Below are 19,796 nucleotides of genomic sequence, written 5' to 3'. Positions count from 1 at the left end.
AGGAAGGGTCATGGGCGCCCTCAGCTTACGAGGTTCAGGCCATGACTGCCCTTGAACCTCGTCATCCACCTGCGCCGCGCGACCATTGAAGTGTTTCCACTTCTCGGACGCCGCCCGGCGCGGCCCCGTCACCCTTCGTGCCTCACAGGCACACCCGGCGCGCAATAACGGGAAATCAGAAGAAACGTCGGTCCGACTGCATTTCTTCCGCCCCGGTCGCCGGAGGGAGATCATTTTCCGCGGACCCCGATGATGAAGGTTCACGTCGTCCCTTCACCACCAGCGCCGGCCCCGCCTCGCCAGGACGCCTCCTGGTGTATCCGCGGCGGGACGGACTTAGTCTGCATCAGCTTCGCGCAACGGGGATGATCTGCGCCCAGATTTTTCCCAAGCCGCTGATTTTCCTGGATCGGTTGCGCCGAGTCTTCCCCTTTTCTGTCCTATTCGAACTCCATGATCAGCTCGTCCACCGCAAGGCTCTGGCCGGCGGTTGCGGCGATCCGCTTGACGACGCCCCGGCGCTCCGCCTTCAGGACGTTCTCCATCTTCATGGCCTCGACGCTGGCAAGCGTCTGGCCGGCTTCGACGGCATCGCCCTGGCTGACGGCGATCGACGTGATGACGCCGGGCATGGGGCAGAGCAGCATCTTCGACGTGTCCGGAGGCAGCTTGACCGGCATCAGGCGGGCGAGCTCCGCCACCCGCGGGCTGCGGACGCGCGCGGTCACGTCGATGCCGCGCCAGCGGAGCCGGATCGCTGTGCCGACGAGATCAACCTTCACGCCCATATGGTGTCCGCCGACATGGAAGCTTGCATGGCTTTGGCCGGGCAGCCAGCCGCTGGCCACCGACAGTGCCTCGCCGTCCGCGAAGCGGACGAAGATGCCGTCTGCGGAGGTTTCCAGCGTGCCGGCGAGCTCGGCATCGGCGAGCGCCACCACCCAGTCGCGGCCGACGATGCGGCGGTGATTGCCGATCGTCCCGGAGATCTGCACCGCCCGCTCCTGCAGCGTCTGATTGATGGTCACGGCGATGGCGGCAAGCCGGCGGGCAGCATCCGCATCCGGCCGGACGCCGGAGAAGCCTTCCGGGAACTCCTCCGCGATGAAAGCCGTGGTGATCGTGCCGGAGCGGAAGCGCGGATGCTCCATCACCGCCGACAGGAAGGGCAGGTTGTGGCCCATGCCCTCCACCTCGAAATCATCGAGCGCATCGCCCATGGCGCGGATTGCCGCCTGGCGGTCCGGCGCCCATGTGCAGAGCTTGGCGATCATCGGGTCGTAATACATGGAGATCTCGCCGCCCTCGAAGACGCCGGTATCGTTGCGCACGATCGTTCCATCCGTCTGCCTGCCTTCCGCCGGCGGGCGGTAGCGGGTGAGCCGGCCGATCGAGGGCAGGAAGTTCCGATAGGGATCTTCCGCATAGAGCCGGCTTTCGACCGCCCAGCCATTCAGCCGGACGTCGTTCTGGCCGAAGGAGAGCCTTTCGCCAGCGGCAACGCGGATCATCTGCTCCACGAGGTTGATGCCGGTGACGAGTTCCGTGACCGGATGCTCCACCTGCAGGCGCGTGTTCATCTCGAGGAAGTAGAAGTTGCGGGCGCCGTCGACGATGAATTCGACGGTGCCGGTCGAATGGTAGCCGACGGCTTTCGCAAGGGCGACGGCCTGTTCGCCCATCGCCTTGCGGGTCGCCTCGTCGAGGAAGGGCGAGGGGGCTTCCTCGATGACCTTCTGGTTGCGGCGCTGGATCGAGCATTCGCGCTCGCCGAGATAGAGGACGTTGCCGTGCCTGTCGCCGAGCACCTGGATCTCGATGTGGCGCGGCTCGGTGACGAATTTCTCAATGAAGATGCGGTCGTCGCCGAAGGAACTCTTCGCCTCGTTCTTCGACGACTGGAAGCCTTCGCGGGCCTCGGCGTCGTTCCAGGCGATGCGCATGCCCTTGCCGCCGCCGCCGGCCGATGCCTTGATCATCACCGGATAGCCGATCGAGGCGGAGATCCTGACCGCCTCCTCGGCGTCCTCGATCAGGCCCATGTGGCCGGGCACGGTGGAGACTCCGGCCTCCGCCGCGAGCTTCTTCGAGGTGATCTTGTCGCCCATCGCCTGGATGGCATTGACCGGCGGGCCAATGAAGGTCACGCCTTCCTTCTCCAGCGCCTCGGCAAAGGCCGGGTTTTCCGACAGGAAGCCGTAGCCCGGATGGACCGCATCGGCGCCCGTCTGGCGGATCGCGTCGAGGATCTTCTCGATGACGATATAGGACTGCGAGGAGGGCGCGGGCCCGATATGCACCGCCTCGTCCGCCTGGCGCACATGCAGCGCATCACGGTCGGCGTCGGAATAGACGGCGACGGTGGCGATGCCCATCTTCTTCGCGGTCCGGATGACGCGGCAGGCAATCTCGCCGCGATTGGCTATGAGGATCTTCCTGATCGGCACCGTCACACCTCGAAAACGTCTTCAAAGGACTCCGGGAAACTCTGCCGCGCGACCTTCTCGTTGATCATCAGCAGGGCTTCGTAGGAGGTAGGATCGAAATCCTTTTCGGCGGGAATTATCTCGCGTCCGAACAGGAGATTGATGCGCGCGGCATCCAGATTGCCCCGTTCAAAAGGTTCGTCCCCGAAATGATGCCAGAGGGCATGCAGGAAGGCGGCGTCGATCCGGTGCTCCTTGGTTCCGGGCCGGCCGTGCCGCGGCAGCGCCTTGATCGGCGTCACCCCCTTTGGATTAGCGCGGCGGATAGTGAACTGGACGCCGGTGCCCGGCATGCCGGAAGGAAAGCCCCGGTGCTTGGTCATGTCGGGCAGGTTCGCCATTGTCGTCTCCTTCAGGCCTTGCTGATCTTGTCCTGGGTCTTCGTCTCGAAGTCCGACGCCTCGTGGCGCTCGTGCAACTGGGTCGACGGCTCGCCAGACGTGCGGTTGACCATCACGCCGCGCTTGACGGCCGATCGCTCGTCAAGCTGCTTGGCCCAACGCTGGACGTGTTCATATTCATGGACCGACAAGAAGGTTCCGGCGCCCGGATAGACGCGGTCCAGCGCAAGCTGGCCGTACCACGGCCAGATCGCCATGTCGGCGATCGTGTATTCGGCACCTGCCATATATTCGTTGCCGGCGAGGTGGCGGTTGAGCACGTCCATCTGCCGCTTCGTTTCCATCGCATAGCGGTCGATGGCGTACTGGATCTTCATGGGCGCATAGGCGAAGAAATGCCCGAAGCCGCCGCCGACGAAGGGTGCCGATCCCATCTGCCAGAACAGCCAGTTGAGGGATTCCGTGCGGGCGCGCAGATCCGCGGGAAGGAAAGCGCTGAACTTCTCCGCAAGATAGACGAGGATGGAGCCGGACTCGAAGATGCGGAGCGGCTCGCCGCCACCCTTCGGCGCGTGGTCCATCATGGCCGGGATCTTGGAGTTCGGGTTGACCTCGACGAAGCCGGAGCCGAACTGGTCGCCATCGCCGATCCTGATCAGCCAGGCATCGTATTCGGCCCCGGCGTGGCCGGCGGCCAGGAGCTCCTCCAGCATGATCGTCACCTTCACGCCGTTCGGGGTGCCCAGCGAATAGAGCTGCAGCGGGTGCCTGCCGACGGGAAGTTCCTTGTCATGCGTGGCGCCGGCAGTAGGACGATTGGTGCTGGCAAAGGCGCCGCCATTGCCGTGCTCCCAGGTCCAGGTTTTCGGGGGGACATAGCCGGCGGGCAGGTTCTTCTCGGGCGGAAATTTCTCGGTGTCGGTCATGAAATCTGTCCTTTCGGAGGGTGCATCAGTGCGTGACTCCGGGGATATAGGAGTGGCGTCTGAAATCTGCCGCATGCTGCAGCCCTTTTGAGGTTCGGTTCAAAATTTCTGAGCCGCTTTTGGCAAGGTCCGGTGCCGCCTCCTACAGCGGTATCGTGTCGTGCTTCTTCCAGTGCGTGGTGACCTGTTTGTTGCGCAGCGAGGCGAAGGCGCGGGCGATGCGGCGGCGGGAGGAATGCGGCATGATCACCTCGTCGATGAAGCCGCGCTCGGCGGCGACGAAGGGATTGGCGAAGCGCTCCTCGTATTCCGCCGTGCGCACGGCGATCTTCTCCGGATCCGACAGTTCGGAGCGGTAGAGGATTTCCGTCGCGCCCTTGGCGCCCATCACGGCGATCTCGGCGGTCGGCCAGGCATAGTTGATGTCGGCGCCGATATGCTTCGACGCCATCACGTCATAGGCGCCGCCATAGGCCTTGCGGGTGATCAGCGTCACCATCGGCACGGTCGCCTCCGAATAGGCGAACAGCAGCTTGGCGCCGTGCTTGATGACGCCGCCATATTCCTGGGCCGTCCCTGGCAGGAAGCCCGGCACGTCCACCAGCGTCAGGATCGGGATCGAGAAGGCATCGCAGAAGCGCACGAAACGGGCGCCCTTGCGGGACGAGTCGATGTCGAGGCAGCCGGCGAGCACCATCGGCTGGTTGGCGACGACGCCGACCGTCTGGCCCTCGATGCGGATGAAGCCGGTGACGATGTTCCTGGCGAAGGCTTCCTGGATTTCGAAGAAATCGCCTTCGTCGGCGATCGCGAGAATCAGTTCCTTCATGTCGTATGGCTTGGTCGGGCTGTCCGGGATCAGGCTGTCGAGGCGGGCCTCGATGCGTGCCGGATCATCGTGGAAGGGCCGGACGGGCGGTCTCTCGCGGTTGTTGAGCGGCAGGAAGTCGAAAAGCCGGCGCGTCGCCTCCAGCGCCTCGATGTCGTTCTCGTAAGCGGCGTCCGCCACGGAGGATTTCTTCGTATGCGTGCCGGCGCCGCCCAGTTCCTCGGCCGTGACGATCTCGTTGGTCACCGTCTTCACGACATCGGGGCCGGTGACGAACATGTAGGAGCTGTCGCGCACCATGAAGATGAAGTCGGTCATCGCCGGTGAATAGACGGCGCCACCGGCGCACGGCCCCATGATGACGGATATCTGCGGGATGACACCTGAGGCCTCGGCATTGCGGCGGAAGACCTCTGCATAGCCGGCCAGCGAGGCCACGCCTTCCTGGATGCGCGCGCCGCCGGAATCGTTGAGGCCGATCACCGGCGCGCCGACTCGCACCGCCATGTCCATGATCTTGCAGATCTTCTGCGCATGGGTTTCCGACAAGGAGCCGCCGAGCACGGTGAAGTCCTGGGAAAAGACATAGACCTGGCGGCCGTTGATCGTGCCCCAGCCGGTGACGACGCCGTCGCCAGCGATCTTCTGCTCCGCCATGCCGAAATCGACGGCGCGGTGGGTGACGTACATGTCGAATTCCTCGAAGGAGCCTTCGTCGAGAAGGACCTCGATGCGTTCGCGCGCCGTCAGCTTGCCCTTGCCATGCTGCGCGGCGACGCGCCTCTCGCCGCCGCCGAGCCGTGCCTCCGCCCGGCGCCTTTCCAACTCATGCAGCACTGCCCGCATTTGCTACTCCCCGAATTCTGTTCGTCTTCCTTATTTGCCGCTGGCCCTGCGGAAAAGCATTGAACGCGTGCCACTGCCAAATTATGAAATAGCAAAGGTGAAATTGCGAATTTGCGAACATGGCGATCGGCAAGCTCTTCATCGGGCGGAAGGTACGGGAACTGAGGGCCGCGAGCAATGCGACCCAGAGCCAGTTCGCCGAACGCATCGGCATCTCCACCAGCTACCTGAACCAGATCGAGAACAACCAGCGCCCGGTATCGGCGGCGGTGCTCCTGGCGCTGGCCGACAAGTTCCAGCTCGACCTTGCGGAACTGTCGACCGGTGAATCGGACCGGCTTCTCTCCGCGCTCGCGGAGGCGCTGTCCGACCCGCTTTTCGATACTTACGCGCCCAGCCTGCAGGAGCTGAAGCTGGTGACGCAGAATGCGCCGGGCCTCGCCCACGCGCTGATCACCTGTCACCAGGCCTATCGACGCAACAGCGAGCAGCTGGCGAGCCTGGACGACCGCCTCGGCCGCGCCGCCGCCGTTGAGACGACGCCCTATGAGGAAGTGCGCGACTTCTTCCACTTCGTCGACAACTACCTGCACGACCTTGATGTCGATGCCGAGCGGCTGGCGGGCGAGCTCGGCCTGAACGACGGCAGCCGCCATGCGGCGCTCGCCGACCATCTCGAGCAGCGCCACGGCATCCGTATCGTCTATCAGCCGATGCAGGAGAACGCGCTGCGGCAGTTCGATTCCGCAAGCCGGGTACTGACCATCAACCCCTATGCGCCGGCGCAGACGCGCGACTTCCAGGTCGCGGTGCAGATTGCCCAGATGCATGCGGCCGAGCGGATCGACGCCATCGCGAGGGGCGCCGGCTTCCGTACGGAGGAGGCGGTGGACGTCTGCCGCATCGGCCTGCACAATTATTTCGCCGGGGCGCTGATCATGCCCTATCAGGCCTTCCTGCGTGCAGCGCGGGAGCTGCGGCACGATATCGAGCTGCTTGCGGCGCGCTTCGGCGCATCACTGGAACAGGTTTGCCACAGGCTTTCCACGCTGCAGCGGCCCGGACAGAAGGGAGTGCCGATCTTCTTCGCCCGCATCGACCGGGCCGGCAACATCACCAAGCGCCATAGCGCGACCAAGCTGCAGTTCGCCCGCTTCGGCGCCGCCTGTCCCCTGTGGAACGCCCATCAGGCATTCGAAGCCCCCGGCCGTATCATCCGGCAGCTCGCCGAGACACCGGACGGGGCGCGCTATCTCTGCCTCGCGATACAGGTCAACAAGGGATTGGGTGGCTTTCATTCCCAGCAGCCGAGCTATGCGCTGGCGCTGGGATGCGAGATTTCCTACGCGGAGGCTTTCGTCTATGCCGACGACCTGAACCTGACGGAGCGCGCGAGTTTTCAGCCGATCGGCATCTCCTGTCGTATCTGCGAGCGGATGAACTGCGCGAGCCGCGCCGTCCCGCCCTTCCGCCGCAGGATTTCCGTCGATCCCGACCGGCGCGAGACGACGCCCTACCGGATACAGTAGGATCGAGACCAGCGGAGCCGCCTGAGGAGAAAGCCGACGCAGGCACTGCGACCGGAAGAAAAAGGCTTGTTGGCGCTGCGCGACATCGACCTGGCGCTCGACGTCGGGGCCGACGAGGTCAAGATCGCCATCCATACCGTCGGCGTCTGCGGTAGTGCCGTACACTGCCATACCCAAGGGCGATCGCGCCTTTCGTGCTGCGCGAGCCGGGGCTCGGCCACGGGGCAGCCGGCACGGTGGTGGAGGTAGGAAGCGCCGTGAAGCACCTGGAGGTGGGGTGCCGTGGCCGAAGGAGCCCTCCCGGGCCTTATCTTGTGAACAACAGGTTCGGCAGGAAGAGAACGGCGTCGGGAATGAAGATGAGGACCAGCGTGACGATGGAGATGGCGAGCATCAGGGGCACGGATTCCCGCGTGTAGTCGCCGATCTTGACCTTGAGGATCGAGCAGACGGCGTACATGGCGGCACCCACCGGCGGCGTGAAGTTGCCGATCGTTGCCGCCACGACGAAAACAACGCCGAAATGCACCGGGTCACCCCCCAGGCTGCGCACCAGCGGCAGGAAGATCGGCGTCAGCATGATGATCAGCACCGTCGCGTCGATGAAGAAGCCGCAGGCGATGATGAACAGCACGATGAGCGTCAGCACCCCGTAGAAGCTGTCGGTCACGGAGAGGATCGCTCCGGAAATCAGCTCCGGAACCCGCTCCAGCACGATCCCGTAGCTGAAGATCGCCGAAAGGGCGATCAGGAACATCACTGCGCCGACATCGGAAAGGCTTCCCTCCAGCGCCTCCCGGAAGGATGCGGCCTTCAGTTTCCTGTAGGCGACAAGGCCGATGAAGACGGCATAGATGACGGCGAAGGCGCCGATCTCGGAGGGTGTGAATATGCCGAAGCGGAGCCCGAGCAGGAGGATGATCGGAAACAGGATCGCCCAGATGCCGCCGCGGATCGCACCGGCCACCTCGCGGGCGGAAGCGCGCGTGGTACGCGCGGTGGGATAGCCGCGCCGGTTCGCGACGATCGAAACCGTCAGGGCAAGTGCTGCCCAGAGCAGGAAGGCCGGGACGATGCCGGCCGCAAAGAGGCGGCCGATCGAGACCTGCCCGATCGTGCCATAGATGATGAAACCGAGGCCGGGAGGGATGATCGGCGTCAGGATGGACCCGAACGAGAGGACGCCGGCGGTAAAGCCTTTCGACATGCCGCGGTTGATCATCTCGTTGCCGAGCATCCGGCTCTGCATGGCCGCGTCGGCGATCGCCGAGCCGGAGACGCCGCCCATCAAGGCGGAAAGCGCAAGCGACATCTGCGCCAGCCCGCCCTTCATGCGGCCGGCGATGACGGAGGCGAGGTCGAGCAGCTTTTCGGTGATGCCGGAGGCATTCATAAGGTTGCCGGCCATGATGAACAGGGGGATGGCGAGCAGCGCGAAGTTCTGCGTCGTGGAGATCGTCTGCTGCAGCGGAATGGTGATCGGCAGCTCGGGGTGCTGCAGGAAGAAGACGACGCCGGAAATGCCGATCGCGAAGGCGACCGGCATGCCGATGAGCATCAGGACGATGAAGGCGATGGTGACGAGAAGCATGGCCGGCGGACCTCAGGCGGCTGCGGGGGCAGCCGTCCGGCCGCGGGAAAGATCGATGAGTTTCACGATCGTGGTGAGGGTCAGCAGCAGCCCTCCGAACGGCAGGCTTGCGGTGACCCAGGAATAGCTGATCCAGGGAATGCCCTGGAAGCTGCGCGCCCGGCTGGTCCACGCCAGTTGCGTGCCGTAAACGACGACGAACAGAAGAAAGACCAGAAGGATGAGGTAGTTCAGGCAGGTCAGGGCGCGCTGCGTCTTCGCTGACAGGCGGTCGGTCAGCAGATCGATGGACATCAGGCTGTCGCGGCGCCAGGCGATGTCGGCGCAGATGAAGCAGGCCCAGGCGAAGAAGCAGGTGGCGAAGTCGATCGTCCAGTTGAGGGGATGGGCGGCCAGCCGTGCGAGGCCGCCCGTGAAGATCAGCAGGACCATCAGCGTCAGCAGGATGCCGGCCGCCACCGCCTCGAATTTTCCGATCGTGTCGTGGATCTTTCGCATCGGTGTCCTCCTGCGGCCGGGCCTGGTGCTGCGTTACTTGCCGAGTTCGGCCTGGACGGCGTTCTTGGCGTCGGTGATTCCGAGCGCCTCGTAGGCCTTCTCGCCGGCGGCCTTGAAGGCCTCCAGATCGACGTCGCTGACGACCTCCATCCCCTTCGACTGCAGGTCGGCCTTGATCGTCTCGGCCATCTCGGCAATCTTCTGGGAGGTCTCCCGTCCGGCTGCCTTGCATTCCTCCACCAGTGCGGTCTGGTAGTCGGCCGGCAGGCCATCGAACCACTGCGCGCTCACCACCTGGAAGTTGATGAGCATGATGTGCTTGGTCTCGTTGGCGTATTTCAGAACCTCGTAGAAACGGCCGCCGGGGATGTTGGCATAGACCAGCTCGACACCGTCGATAGCCTGCTGCTGCAGGGCCGGATACATGTCGCCGAAGGCCATGGCGGTCGGCGCGGCCCCGAGCGCACGGATGGATTCCTGCCAGATCGGAGCCGGCGGCGTGCGAATGCGCAAGCCCTCGAGATCCTCAGGCGTGCGGACAGGCTTATTGGTGAAGAAGTGCCGGAAGCCCTGCACCCAGTCGAAGCAGACGACCTTGAGGCCGTGCTGCGAGGCAAGCTCGTCCTGCCATTGGGCGAGCGTCGGAGAATCCGAAAGCTTCCAGACGTCTTCCAGCGAATCCACGAAGTAGGGACCGTTCATCACCGCGATGCTCGGAACATAGTTGCCGAGGCGGGCGGAATCGGTGTTCTGGCCGACGTTCGCGCCCTGGCGGATCTGCTCGATGATGTCTTCCTCAACCCCTAGCTGGGCGCTGTGGTAGACCTCCAGCTTCAGTCCGCCATTGGTGCGCTCCTCCACCTTCTTCGCCCAGGCCATGAAGCCTTCGTGGAAGGGCTCGCTTGGTCCAAGCACGTGGTTGAAACGCAGCGTGAAGCTGTCCTGGGCATTCGCCGCCTGGGCGGCGAGTGCGGCAAGGCCGGTTGCCGCCAGCAGGGGCATCAGTCTCTTGGTAATCCTGTGCATGCTTTCCTCCTCTTGGTGTCGTTGTTCGACATTCCTCCCGCCGCATATCGGCAGGTGCGGCCGGCCTCTGCCTTGCCGGCCGCGGTGCGTTCACCCGGCGAAAGGCGGCGTCAGGCCATGCTTTTCGGCAAGTGCGGCAAAGGCATCGCGTGTGGCGGGATCGAGCGGCAGGCCGATGCGGCGTCGCTCCTCCGCGACTTTCCACTCCCGGTCTCCGGGCGCCATGACCGTCATGCCCTCGCGCGCGGGCGACGAGCGCAGAACCTCGACATAGCGTTCCATGCCGGCCCGGAAGACCGCCTCATCGACGAAGGCGCCCGGTTTCAGCGCCAGCACGAAGGCGCCCAGCTCGCGCGGCGTCGAGAGGTCGGGACCGGGCATGGGCAGGATGTCGAAGCTCAGGCGCATGCCGGAAATTACGGCGCTCAGGATCTCGGCGATCCCGGCAAGCCCCGCGCCTTTGAAGCCGAACTCGCCGCCCACGGGCGCCAGCATCTCGACCTGGCCAGGATCGCGGACATCCTGTCCGTGAATATCCGACGCCACGCCTTCGGGCAGCTGGATGCCGAGGCTGCGATAGAGCTGCACGCGATTGTAGGGGATGGCGCTCGTCGCCATGTCGAGCAGCCAAGGCTGGTCATTCTCGACCGGAACGGCGAAGGCGATCGGATTGGTGCCGTGGAAGCGCATGGCGCCGTCATGAAGGCGCACGAAGCTGTCCGAATTGCAGACGGCCAGGCCGATGAAGCCGCGTTCAGCCGCCGCCATGGCATAGGCGCCGGCAGGACCGAAATGCGAGCTGTTGCGGATCGACACGGCGCCGATGCCGAACTGTCCGGCGAGCTCGACTGCGTGCTCCATGCCGCTATAGGCGCCGAGCGCGCCGTGGCCGTGGTCGGCATCCAGAGCCGCCACGGCGCCGAAGGAGTGCACGATCCTGACGTCGGGGCGCCGATTGACGCGCCCTCCCTCCATCACCCTCACATAGTGGTCGAGCAGGCGGACGCCATGGCTGTCGACGCCAAGCCGCGATCCGTGCATCATGGCGCGGGTGGCGGCATCCGCGGTCGCCTCGTCGGCGCCTATCGCGCCGAACACGTCGCGGCAGAAGCGATCGACCTTTTCGATGGGAGCGTAAACGACAGCCTCCCCGGTTGCCGTGGTCGCGGGTTGGTTCATAGGGTCTGGCCTCCGTCTACGACCAGGATCTGGCCGGTCATGAATGCGGTTTCGTCGCTCGCCAGATAGACCGCGGCCGCGGCCATTTCCTCGACCGTGCCGAGCCGGCCTATCGGCTGGCGCGCGATGAAGGTGCGCTGCATTTCCTGCGGATCAGGACTGGCATCGATACGGCTCTGCAGCGAGGGTGACAGCGTGGTGCCTGGGCACAGGGCGTTGACGCGGACGCCGGTCGCGATGACGTCGCGCGCGGCCGCCTTGGTGAGCCCGATCATGGCTGCCTTGCTGGCGCCGTAGGCGGCACGATTGGGGACGCCGGTAATGCTCGACGCGACGGAGGCCACGTTGACGATCGAACCGCGGCCGTGCTCGATCATCTGCGGCAGCACAGCCTTCATCGTCCGGAAGGCCGATGTGGCATTGTAATCCATACTCTTCAGCCAGTCCTCGTCATCGCAGTCGAGGATGGAGCCGTTGTGAACCCAGCCGGCGCAATTGACGAGGATATCGAGCGTTCCCGCGCCGCCAATCACCGTCCGGATCGCCGCCGGATCAGTGACGTCGAGGGCCGTGATGTCAATCGAAGCGGACAGGCGGGGAAGATCTTCCATTTTCGAGAGCGTGCGGCTGGTCGCGACCCCGGATGCACCCTCGCGGGCGAATGCCAGCGCAATGGCGCGCCCCATGCCCTGCCCGGCACCGGTCACCAGCGCGCGTCTGTTCGCCAGACGATCCCCCATCACCTCTCCTCCAAGGCCTAGCGTCTTAGGTGTACACTATACGTTAATCTCCGCGCTTTTCAACCCCGCAATCCGCCGCGGACGGAGGGTGATGACGCGTTTGATGGCGGTTTTGGAAGCTGCTAAGTTTTTGTCGGATGGGATGCGCGGAAAGAGACGGGAGGACGCATGGAATGGAAAGGCGAGACTGAGTCGCGGGCTCCCGCCGGGAAGGCGGCGGGCGGTACCGTCCCGCGGCTCTACCAGCAGGTCTTCGACATCGTGGCGTCGCAGATAGCCCAAGGGTCGCTGCGTGAAGGCACCCGGCTCAGCGAGTCGGCGCTGGCGGAGCAGTTTGGCATCAGCCGTGCGCCGGCGCGGCAGGCATTGTCCGAACTGGAACGTCGCGGGCTGCTGATGAAGTCCGCGGGACGGGGCTATAGGGTGGCGAAGCCGAAGGGCGGCGTTGTCCGCCCCGACGGCGCGCCGGCCCGCGTCGGAGAAGAACTGAGGCTGACACAGCTCGCCACCTGGTCCCGCATCTACGGAGAGGTCGAAAGCGAGATCGCCGCGCGGACATCCTTTGCGGGATGGAGGGTAAACGAGACCGAGCTGGCGCGCTACTACGACGTCAGCCGCACGGTTGCCCGCGACGTGGTGGCGAGGCTCCAGCAGCGGGGCGTCGTCCGCAAGGATGACCGCTCGCGCTGGATCGCCCCTGCGATGACGCCCGAACATGTCGGCGAACTTTACGAGTTGCGCTGGCTTCTGGAACCTGTGGCCCTCGAGAAGGCGGCGCCGCGGCTGCCCCCCGACCTGCTGCCGGCGATGCGCGACAGGCTGGAGCAGGCTTCGGAGAATGCCGCGACCCTGGCCGGCCCCGATCTCGATCGGTTGGAGGAGGACCTGCATGTGACGCTGCTGGGATATTGCGGCAACCGGACCATGATGCAGGCGATCAGCCTGCCCCAGGCGCTGCTGATCGCCCACCGCTTCCTGTACCGCTGGATGCCGCGGCTGTTCGGGGCGGAGCCTTTCCTCCCCGAGCACCTGGAGATCGTCGAAAGACTCGAAGCCGGGCATGGCGGCGAAGCAGCGGCCAGCCTCCGCCGGCATCTGCAGATATCCCGCGACAGGGCCATCGACCGCTTCAACCGGGTGACGCGCGAGGTTCACCCGGACGATCTCCCCTACCTGGAGAAGCTCGCCTGACGGCTACAATTGCAGCGTCGTAACGGAAACCCGGCCGCCGCGCATCAACCGCAAACATGACAGCCTGCCGCTCACAAAGGCTCCAGTGTCGAGGTTGATGCGAGTACGGGTGACCTCGACCCTTGATGCCGGAGTATGGCCATGGACCGTCACGTAGTCGGATACTTCCGGGTCCGCGTCCGGATCCGGCCGGCGCCACATCAGGTCTTGATCGGACTGTAGATGAAGAGGCAGATCGGGCCGGGTTCCGCCATGCACGAAAACGAAGCCTGGGACGGATAGCAGGACGGGGGCGGTCCTGACAAATTCTGTGTGCCTGTTTGGAACTCCCGACAACGCTTCCGCCATAGTCGCGGTCGGCCCTGGAAGCGAAATCCCGTAGGAGCGCAAGGTTTCACGTCCGCCAAGGGCCAGCCAGCGATGATCCACGGATGGGTGATCGAGGAAGGAGAGCAGCATGTCCTCGTGATTGCCTGCGAGACAGAAACGGCGGAATCCCTGGGGCGTCACGGAGGTGAGATGCTCCAGAACCTGAGCGCTCTCGGGTCCCCTGTCGATGTAGTCCCCCAGCAGAACGATCCATTTCTCTCCGCGTATGCCAGCGGCGTCGGCGATGACGAATTCTTCCATCCGACGCAGGAGCCTGTAGCACCCGTGAATATCCCCGATAGCGTAGAGAACCTCCGGTCGAGCCTGGAAGAACAGCCGCGGGCGGGGAGGACGAGCGTTGCTTGCTGCCGCGCGGGGCGCTTTTCGAAAGGGAAAACGCATGATCGGCTCCCGGACCTGGCGATCATCTCTAGCAGCCTCACGGAAGACAAAGAAGGGCCCGAAGGCCCTTCTTCCAGAGATCCCGGTTCAGATTTCGCCACGCGCGAGGTTCGTGTCGTGAATCCGTGCCTGCCGGTTGTGCCGGATCGAGGACCACAGGGCCAGGCCGATGAGGCTTGCGCCGCCGAGGCCGGTGATCACCTCCGGGATATGGTACAGCGTCTGCACGTACATGATGACCGACAGGATCAGGATCGCATAGAAGGCGCCATGCTCCAGGTAGCGGTAGTGCGTGAGCGTCTGCTTCTCCACCAGCATGATCGTCATCGAGCGGACATACATGGCGCCGATGCCGAGGCCGATGGCGATGATGAACAGGTTCTGCGTCAGCGCGAAGGCGCCGATCACCCCGTCGAACGAGAAGCTCGCGTCCAGAACCTCCAGATAAATGAAGGCGCCGAGACCGCCTCTGGCGGCTTCCGACATGGCCCGCTGGGAGGCGTCGAGCAGCCCGCCCAGAAGTTCCACGGCCAGGAAGGTGATCAGGCCATAGATCGCCGATACCAGGAACGTGGTCGAATCCTCCCCATCGAGAATGTTCGAGAAGATCAGGATCAGAGCCAGAACGAAGGCGATCTCCACCCCTTTGATCGTCGCATAGCGCGACATGTGCTTCTCCAGCATGACGACCCAGTGGATCTCCTTCTCGTGGTTGAAGAAGTAGGTGAGTCCCACCATCATCAGGAACGTGCCGCCAAAGGCGGCGATCGGCAGATGGGCGTCGTGCATGATGCGCGCATATTCGTCGGGCTGGGCGGCCGCCAGCACGATCGCGTCGATCGGGCCGATGCCCGCGGCGATCACGACGATCAGCAGCGGGAAGACGATGCGCATGCCGAAGACGGCGATCAGGATGCCCCAGGTCAGGAAGCGTTGCTGCCAGACGGGGGTCATGTCCTTCAGCTTGTTGGCGTTGACGATCGCATTGTCGAAGGACAGCGAAATCTCGAGCACCGCCAGAACGGCACAGATGAAGAAGACGGTCAGCATGCCGCTGACGGTTCCGGTGGTCTGCCAGCCGAGGACGCCGCCGAGAAGCAGGCCCGCGATGGTGACGATGATCGACCATTTCAGGTAGCCGAACAGGGAGGTATGGGATTGCGTCCGGTTCATTGCCCGACCTCCCGCCGCATGGTGGGAAGGCAGGACGAGGGCGCAGCCGAGGCCTTTCCGGCATCGCTGCAGGTTGGAAGAAGATGTGTCATGGATAAAAAGAATCCGCCGGCTTGATTGCAGGCGGTACCGACATCGCGAGAGCGCCGTAGTACTCTCGCCAGAGGGGCCCGGCACCGGGTTCTGATCCGTGCCATTTTTCGGGCAGCACGGAGACGGCGATGTAGTTGGGCATTTCTTGCGCTACGTCAAGGGTAACGCATGACAGGCAGTCCTTGACCTTTGCGGCGGCACGAGGCATTTGAGCCTGGAAACGATGAAGCGCGGCGCATCAGGCAGAAGGCCGATCCGCCACAAGTCGCTTGAAAGAGACACACGAATGGCAAAAGCAACCTCCTCGGCGCCGTCCCAGCGCATGCTTCGCGTTGGCGAGCAGGTACGCGCTGCGATCACCCAGGTGCTGCAGCGGGGCGAGGTGCGCGACGATCTTCTGGAGAAGACCGTGATTTCCGTATCGGAAGTGCGGATGTCGCCCGACCTGAAGATCGCGACCGCCTATGTGACACCGCTGGGGCTGCCGGATCACAAGGCTGTGATCGACGCCCTGAACCGCAACGCGAAGTTCATCCGCGGCCGGCTTGGCGGGCAACTGCGGCAGATGAAATACATGCCGGAAGTGCGTTTCCGCGACGACACCAGCTTCGATAACTACCAGAAGATCGACCAGTTGCTGCGATCCCCGGAGGTTAGGCGCGACCTAGACACGCCGGCCTCCGAAGACGAAGAATAAGAAAAGTAATCCATGTCAAAGCCTCGCAAGCCCAAGGGCCGGCCGGTTTCCGGTTGGCTCATTCTCGACAAGCCGGTGGACTTCGGCTCCACGGAAGCCGTCTCCAAGATCAAGTGGCTCTTCAATGCCCAGAAGTGCGGCCACGCAGGGACACTCGATCCGCTCGCCTCCGGCATGCTGCCGATCGCGCTGGGGGACGCCACGAAGACCGTTCCCTACGTCATGGACGGGCGCAAGGTCTACGAGTTCACCGTCACCTGGGGTGAGGAGCGTTCGACCGACGATCTCGAAGGCGCCGTGACGGAAAGCTCCGACAGCCGTCCCACGCAGGAGCAGATCCGTGCGCTGCTGCCGGCCTATACCGGCACGATCAGCCAGGTGCCGCCGCAGTTCTCGGCGATCAAGATCGCCGGCGAGCGGGCCTATGACCTGGCGCGTGACGGCGAGACCGTCGAGATCCCGTCGCGGGAGGTCGATATCCACCGGCTGACGCTGCTCGCCTGTCCCGATGCGAACACGGCCCATTTCGAAGTGGAATGCGGCAAGGGCACCTATGTCCGGGCCCTGGCGCGCGACTTCGGACGCGACCTGGGATGCTTCGGCCACATCTCCGGCCTGCGGCGCACCTTCGTCGCGCCCTTCGCGGAGGACCGCATGGTGCCGCTCGCCGATCTCACCGCACTGGAGAATATCGAGGACCGGGACCAGCGCCTCGCCGCCCTGGATGCCTATCTCATCGATACCGCCGAAGCCCTTTCGAATCTTCCGCACCTTGCCGTGACCGACGATCAGGCGCATCGTCTGCGGATGGGAAATCCGGTGATCGTCCGGGGTCGGGATGCGCCGCTCGCCGAGCCGGAAGCCTATGCGACGGCGCGCGGCAGGCTGGTTGCCATCGGCGAGATCGGCCAGGGCGAGTTCCGGCCGAAGCGCGTGTTCGGATGAGCCATGCCTGCCCCCTTCCATTCCGGGGGCATATGGAGTATAGGCAGCGCCAGCACTGGGTGCCGGGCAATGGCCCTGGGTATCCCGTTTGCTTTTCACGGCCATGGCTGGACGACATCCCGGCCTTTGGCGACCCCATGATCCTCATTCAGAAAGGACCTGTCCGATGTCGATCACTGCCGAGCGCAAGGCTGCGCTGATCAAGGAATACGCAACCGTTGAAGGCGACACCGGTTCTCCGGAAGTCCAGGTCGCGATCCTGACCGAGCGCATCAACAACCTGACCGAGCACTTCAAGGGCCACAAGAAGGACAACCACTCCCGTCGTGGCCTCCTCGCGATGGTTTCCAGCCGCCGCTCGCTTCTTGACTACCTCAAGAAGAAGGATGAAGGCCGCTACACCAAGCTGATCACCAGCCTGGGTATCCGCCGCTAACGATTTATGGCGGGCGTCTCGAAAGGGACGCCCGCCATCCTGTCTTCGGCCTATCCGAAGACGCGATCCGAACGGATCGACTGGCGGACCGGATGGGCCGGCTTCGCCAAATCAACCGCTGACCTGCCATGGGGCAGGATTGCCGGATGCTTTCGCCAGACGCTTGGTCTGGCTCGGCGACAGGATCGGCCCAGGTCGTCCCGCGGAACGAAAGCCTCCCGTTGTCTTGCCCGTGTCACGTCAACAATCGCGCGGTCCCGCCGAGATCCGGCGATCGCCGCCGCGCTACGAAGGACACGACAATGTTCAATACGCATTCCGTTGAAATCGAGTGGGCCGGTCGCCCCCTCAAGCTGGAAACCGGCAAGATCGCCCGCCAGGCTGACGGCGCCGTGCTTGCCACCTACGGGGAAACCGTCGTTCTCGCGACCGTCGTTTCCGCCAAGGCGCCGAAGCCGGGCCAGGACTTCTTCCCGCTGACCGTCAACTACCAGGAAAAGACCTATGCTGCCGGCAAGATCCCGGGCGGCTACTTCAAGCGTGAAGGCCGTCCGTCGGAGAACGAGACCCTCGTCTCCCGCCTGATCGACCGCCCGATCCGTCCGCTCTTCCCGGAAGGTTACAAGAACGACACGCAGGTCGTTGTCACGGTCATCCAGCATGACCTGGAAAACAACCCCGACATCCTCTCCATGGTTGCCACTTCGGCAGCGCTGACGCTTTCCGGCGTTCCCTTCATGGGCCCGATCGGCGGAGCCCGCGTCGGCTACATCAATGGCGAATACGTGCTGAACCCGCATCTCGACGAGATGGACGAGTCGAGCCTCGACCTCGTCGTCGCCGGCACGCAGGATGCCGTCCTGATGGTTGAATCCGAAGCCAAGGAACTGAACGAAGACGTCATGCTCGGCGCCGTCATGTTTGGCCATCGCGGCTTCCAACCGGTGATAGACGCGATCATCAAGCTTGCCGAAGTTGCTGCCAAGGAGCCGCGCGACTTCCAGCCGGAAGATTATTCCGAACTTGAAGCCGAGATGCTGAAGCATTTTGAGGCCGAGCTGCGCGACGCTTACAAGATCACCCAGAAGGCGGATCGCTACGCCGCCGTCGACGCCGTCAAGGCCAAGGTGAAGGCGCACTTCTTCCCCGAAGGGGTGGAGCCGAAGTACACGGCGGAAGTTATCGGCGGCGTGTTCAAGCACCTGCAGGCCAAGATCGTTCGCTGGAATATCCTCGACACCAAGAGCCGCATCGACGGCCGCGATCTGGAAACGGTCCGCCCGATCGTGTCGGAGGTTGGCATCCTGCCGCGCACGCATGGCTCGGCGCTCTTCACCCGCGGCGAGACACAGGCGATTGTCGTTGCGACACTCGGCACCGGCGAAGACGAGCAGTATGTCGACTCGCTGACCGGGATGTACAAGGAGCGCTTCCTGCTACATTACAACTTCCCGCCCTACTCGGTCGGTGAAACGGGTCGCATGGGCTCCCCAGGCCGCCGCGAGATCGGTCATGGCAAGCTCGCATGGCGCGCCATCCGTCCGATGCTGCCGACGGCGGAGCAGTTCCCCTATACGCTCCGCGTCGTTTCTGAGATTACCGAGTCCAACGGCTCGTCCTCGATGGCAACCGTTTGTGGTACCTCGCTCGCTCTGATGGACGCAGGCGTTCCGCTTGCCAAGCCGGTTGCCGGTATTGCAATGGGCCTGATCCTCGAAGGTGACCGTTTCGCCGTTCTTTCCGACATCCTCGGCGACGAGGACCATCTCGGCGACATGGACTTCAAGGTCGCGGGTACGGCCGACGGCATCACTTCGCTGCAGATGGACATCAAGATCGCCGGCATCACCGAGGAGATCATGAAGGTCGCGCTCGGCCAGGCACAGGGCGGTCGCAAGCACATCCTGAACGAGATGGCCAATGCCATCACCGAAGGTCGTGCGCAGCTGGGCGAATTCGCACCCCGCATCGAAGTGATGAACATCCCGGTCGACAAGATCCGCGAAGTTATCGGCTCGGGCGGCAAGGTCATCCGCGAGATCGTCGAGAAGACCGGCGCCAAGATCAACATCGAAGACGATGGCACGATCAAGATCGCCTCTTCCTCCGGCAAAGAAATCGAAGCGGCCCGCAAGTGGATCCACTCGATCGTCGCAGAGCCGGAAGTCGGCGCCATCTATGAGGGTACAGTCGTCAAGACCGCCGACTTTGGCGCGTTCGTCAACTTCTTCGGCGCCCGCGATGGTCTGGTCCACATCTCGCAGCTTGCTTCCGAGCGTGTTGCCAAGACCCAGGACGTCGTCAAGGAAGGCGACAAGGTCTGGGTCAAGCTGATGGGCTTCGACGAGCGTGGCAAGGTTCGCCTGTCGATGAAGGTCGTCGACCAGGCCACCGGCCAGGAGATCCCGCAGGAGAAGAAGGAAAAGAAGAGCGAAGGCGGCGAAGCTGCCGAATAAGATCCTTCTTTCCTGAAGCATCGAGGCGCGGGATAGTTTCCGC

At 64.0% G+C, this 19,796-nt stretch carries 17 protein-coding genes; 6 read left to right on the top strand and 11 right to left on the bottom strand.

The window, feature by feature from the left end; all coding sequences use genetic code 11:
• Positions 1-440: 440 nt before the first annotated feature.
• The 4 genes from RTCK_RS05625 to RTCK_RS05610 form a co-directional block, all read right to left on the bottom strand.
• Entirely contained in the window at positions 441-2,447 is a 2,007-nt protein-coding gene (locus tag RTCK_RS05625) for an acetyl-CoA carboxylase biotin carboxylase subunit (RefSeq protein WP_185927921.1), read from the bottom strand.
• Between the two features lie 2 nt (positions 2,448-2,449).
• Positions 2,450-2,827 carry a hypothetical protein gene (locus RTCK_RS05620; RefSeq protein ID WP_142522321.1) on the bottom strand — a complete coding sequence of 126 codons (378 nt, stop codon included), beginning with the start codon at positions 2,825-2,827 and terminating at the stop codon, positions 2,450-2,452.
• Positions 2,828-2,838: 11 nt separating this feature from the next.
• Positions 2,839-3,753 carry a glutathione-dependent disulfide-bond oxidoreductase gene (yghU, locus tag RTCK_RS05615; RefSeq protein ID WP_142592078.1) on the bottom strand — a complete coding sequence of 305 codons (915 nt, stop codon included), beginning with the start codon at positions 3,751-3,753 and terminating at the stop codon, positions 2,839-2,841.
• A 142-nt stretch (positions 3,754-3,895) separates the two neighbouring features.
• Positions 3,896-5,428, bottom strand: a complete 1,533-nt coding sequence (locus RTCK_RS05610) for an acyl-CoA carboxylase subunit beta (protein WP_142592077.1) — start codon at positions 5,426-5,428, stop codon at positions 3,896-3,898.
• Between the two features lie 119 nt (positions 5,429-5,547).
• On the opposite strand from RTCK_RS05610, the gene RTCK_RS05605 reads away from it, so the two are divergent.
• A complete protein-coding gene (locus RTCK_RS05605) occupies positions 5,548-6,957 on the top strand; it encodes a helix-turn-helix domain-containing protein (RefSeq protein ID WP_142592076.1) in 1,410 nt (469 codons plus the stop codon).
• Between the two features lie 307 nt (positions 6,958-7,264).
• Here the strand turns inward: RTCK_RS05605 and RTCK_RS05600 are convergent, their stop codons facing one another.
• The 5 genes from RTCK_RS05600 to RTCK_RS05580 all read right to left on the bottom strand — a co-directional run bounded on the left by RTCK_RS05600 (position 7,265) and on the right by RTCK_RS05580 (position 11,991).
• Positions 7,265-8,548: a TRAP transporter large permease gene (locus RTCK_RS05600; RefSeq protein ID WP_142592075.1), complete on the bottom strand. Its 1,284-nt coding sequence runs from the start codon at positions 8,546-8,548 to the stop codon at positions 7,265-7,267.
• A 12-nt stretch (positions 8,549-8,560) separates the two neighbouring features.
• Positions 8,561-9,046, bottom strand: a complete 486-nt coding sequence (locus RTCK_RS05595) for a TRAP transporter small permease (protein WP_142592074.1) — start codon at positions 9,044-9,046, stop codon at positions 8,561-8,563.
• Between the two features lie 33 nt (positions 9,047-9,079).
• Positions 9,080-10,072 (bottom strand): C4-dicarboxylate TRAP transporter substrate-binding protein, encoded by a 993-nt coding sequence (locus RTCK_RS05590; RefSeq protein WP_211181432.1) that lies wholly within the window; start codon positions 10,070-10,072, stop codon positions 9,080-9,082.
• Positions 10,073-10,162: 90 nt separating this feature from the next.
• Entirely contained in the window at positions 10,163-11,251 is a 1,089-nt protein-coding gene (locus RTCK_RS05585; protein ID WP_142592073.1) for an Ldh family oxidoreductase, read from the bottom strand.
• Positions 11,248-11,991: an SDR family oxidoreductase gene (locus RTCK_RS05580; protein WP_142592072.1), complete on the bottom strand. Its 744-nt coding sequence runs from the start codon at positions 11,989-11,991 to the stop codon at positions 11,248-11,250. The genes RTCK_RS05585 and RTCK_RS05580 overlap by 4 nt, the downstream gene beginning before the upstream one ends.
• A gap of 168 nt (positions 11,992-12,159) precedes the next feature.
• On the opposite strand from RTCK_RS05580, the gene RTCK_RS05575 reads away from it, so the two are divergent.
• Positions 12,160-13,182 carry a GntR family transcriptional regulator gene (locus RTCK_RS05575; protein ID WP_142592071.1) on the top strand — a complete coding sequence of 341 codons (1,023 nt, stop codon included), beginning with the start codon at positions 12,160-12,162 and terminating at the stop codon, positions 13,180-13,182.
• 3 nt (positions 13,183-13,185) lie between these two features.
• On the opposite strand, the gene RTCK_RS05570 is transcribed toward RTCK_RS05575, so the two are convergent.
• Both RTCK_RS05570 and RTCK_RS05565 read right to left on the bottom strand, forming a co-directional pair.
• Positions 13,186-13,953: a metallophosphoesterase family protein gene (locus tag RTCK_RS05570; protein WP_142592070.1), complete on the bottom strand. Its 768-nt coding sequence runs from the start codon at positions 13,951-13,953 to the stop codon at positions 13,186-13,188.
• Between the two features lie 87 nt (positions 13,954-14,040).
• Complete coding sequence (locus RTCK_RS05565) at positions 14,041-15,126, bottom strand: DUF475 domain-containing protein (RefSeq protein ID WP_142522310.1); 1,086 nt, start codon at positions 15,124-15,126, stop codon at positions 14,041-14,043.
• A gap of 379 nt (positions 15,127-15,505) precedes the next feature.
• Here RTCK_RS05565 and rbfA point away from each other — a divergent pair, with 379 nt between their 5' ends.
• The 4 genes from rbfA to pnp all read left to right on the top strand — a co-directional run bounded on the left by rbfA (position 15,506) and on the right by pnp (position 19,753).
• The gene (rbfA, locus tag RTCK_RS05560) at positions 15,506-15,916 is read left to right on the top strand and encodes a 30S ribosome-binding factor RbfA (protein WP_142522309.1); all 411 of its coding nucleotides are present in this window, start codon (positions 15,506-15,508) and stop codon (positions 15,914-15,916) included.
• Positions 15,917-15,928: 12 nt separating this feature from the next.
• The gene (gene truB, locus RTCK_RS05555) at positions 15,929-16,861 is read left to right on the top strand and encodes a tRNA pseudouridine(55) synthase TruB (RefSeq protein WP_142592069.1); all 933 of its coding nucleotides are present in this window, start codon (positions 15,929-15,931) and stop codon (positions 16,859-16,861) included.
• 166 nt (positions 16,862-17,027) lie between these two features.
• Positions 17,028-17,297 (top strand): 30S ribosomal protein S15, encoded by a 270-nt coding sequence (gene rpsO, locus RTCK_RS05550; RefSeq protein ID WP_142522307.1) that lies wholly within the window; start codon positions 17,028-17,030, stop codon positions 17,295-17,297.
• 302 nt (positions 17,298-17,599) lie between these two features.
• On the top strand, positions 17,600-19,753 hold the full coding sequence (gene pnp / locus RTCK_RS05545) for a polyribonucleotide nucleotidyltransferase (RefSeq protein ID WP_142522306.1): 2,154 nt from the start codon (positions 17,600-17,602) through the stop codon (positions 19,751-19,753).
• Positions 19,754-19,796 lie beyond the last annotated feature (43 nt).

The organism is Pseudorhizobium endolithicum, assembly GCF_902153245.2.
GTDB lineage: Bacteria > Pseudomonadota > Alphaproteobacteria > Rhizobiales > Rhizobiaceae > Neorhizobium > Neorhizobium endolithicum.
Note: the sequence above shows the minus strand (reverse complement) of the source record. Positions and strands in the feature narration are given on the sequence as shown.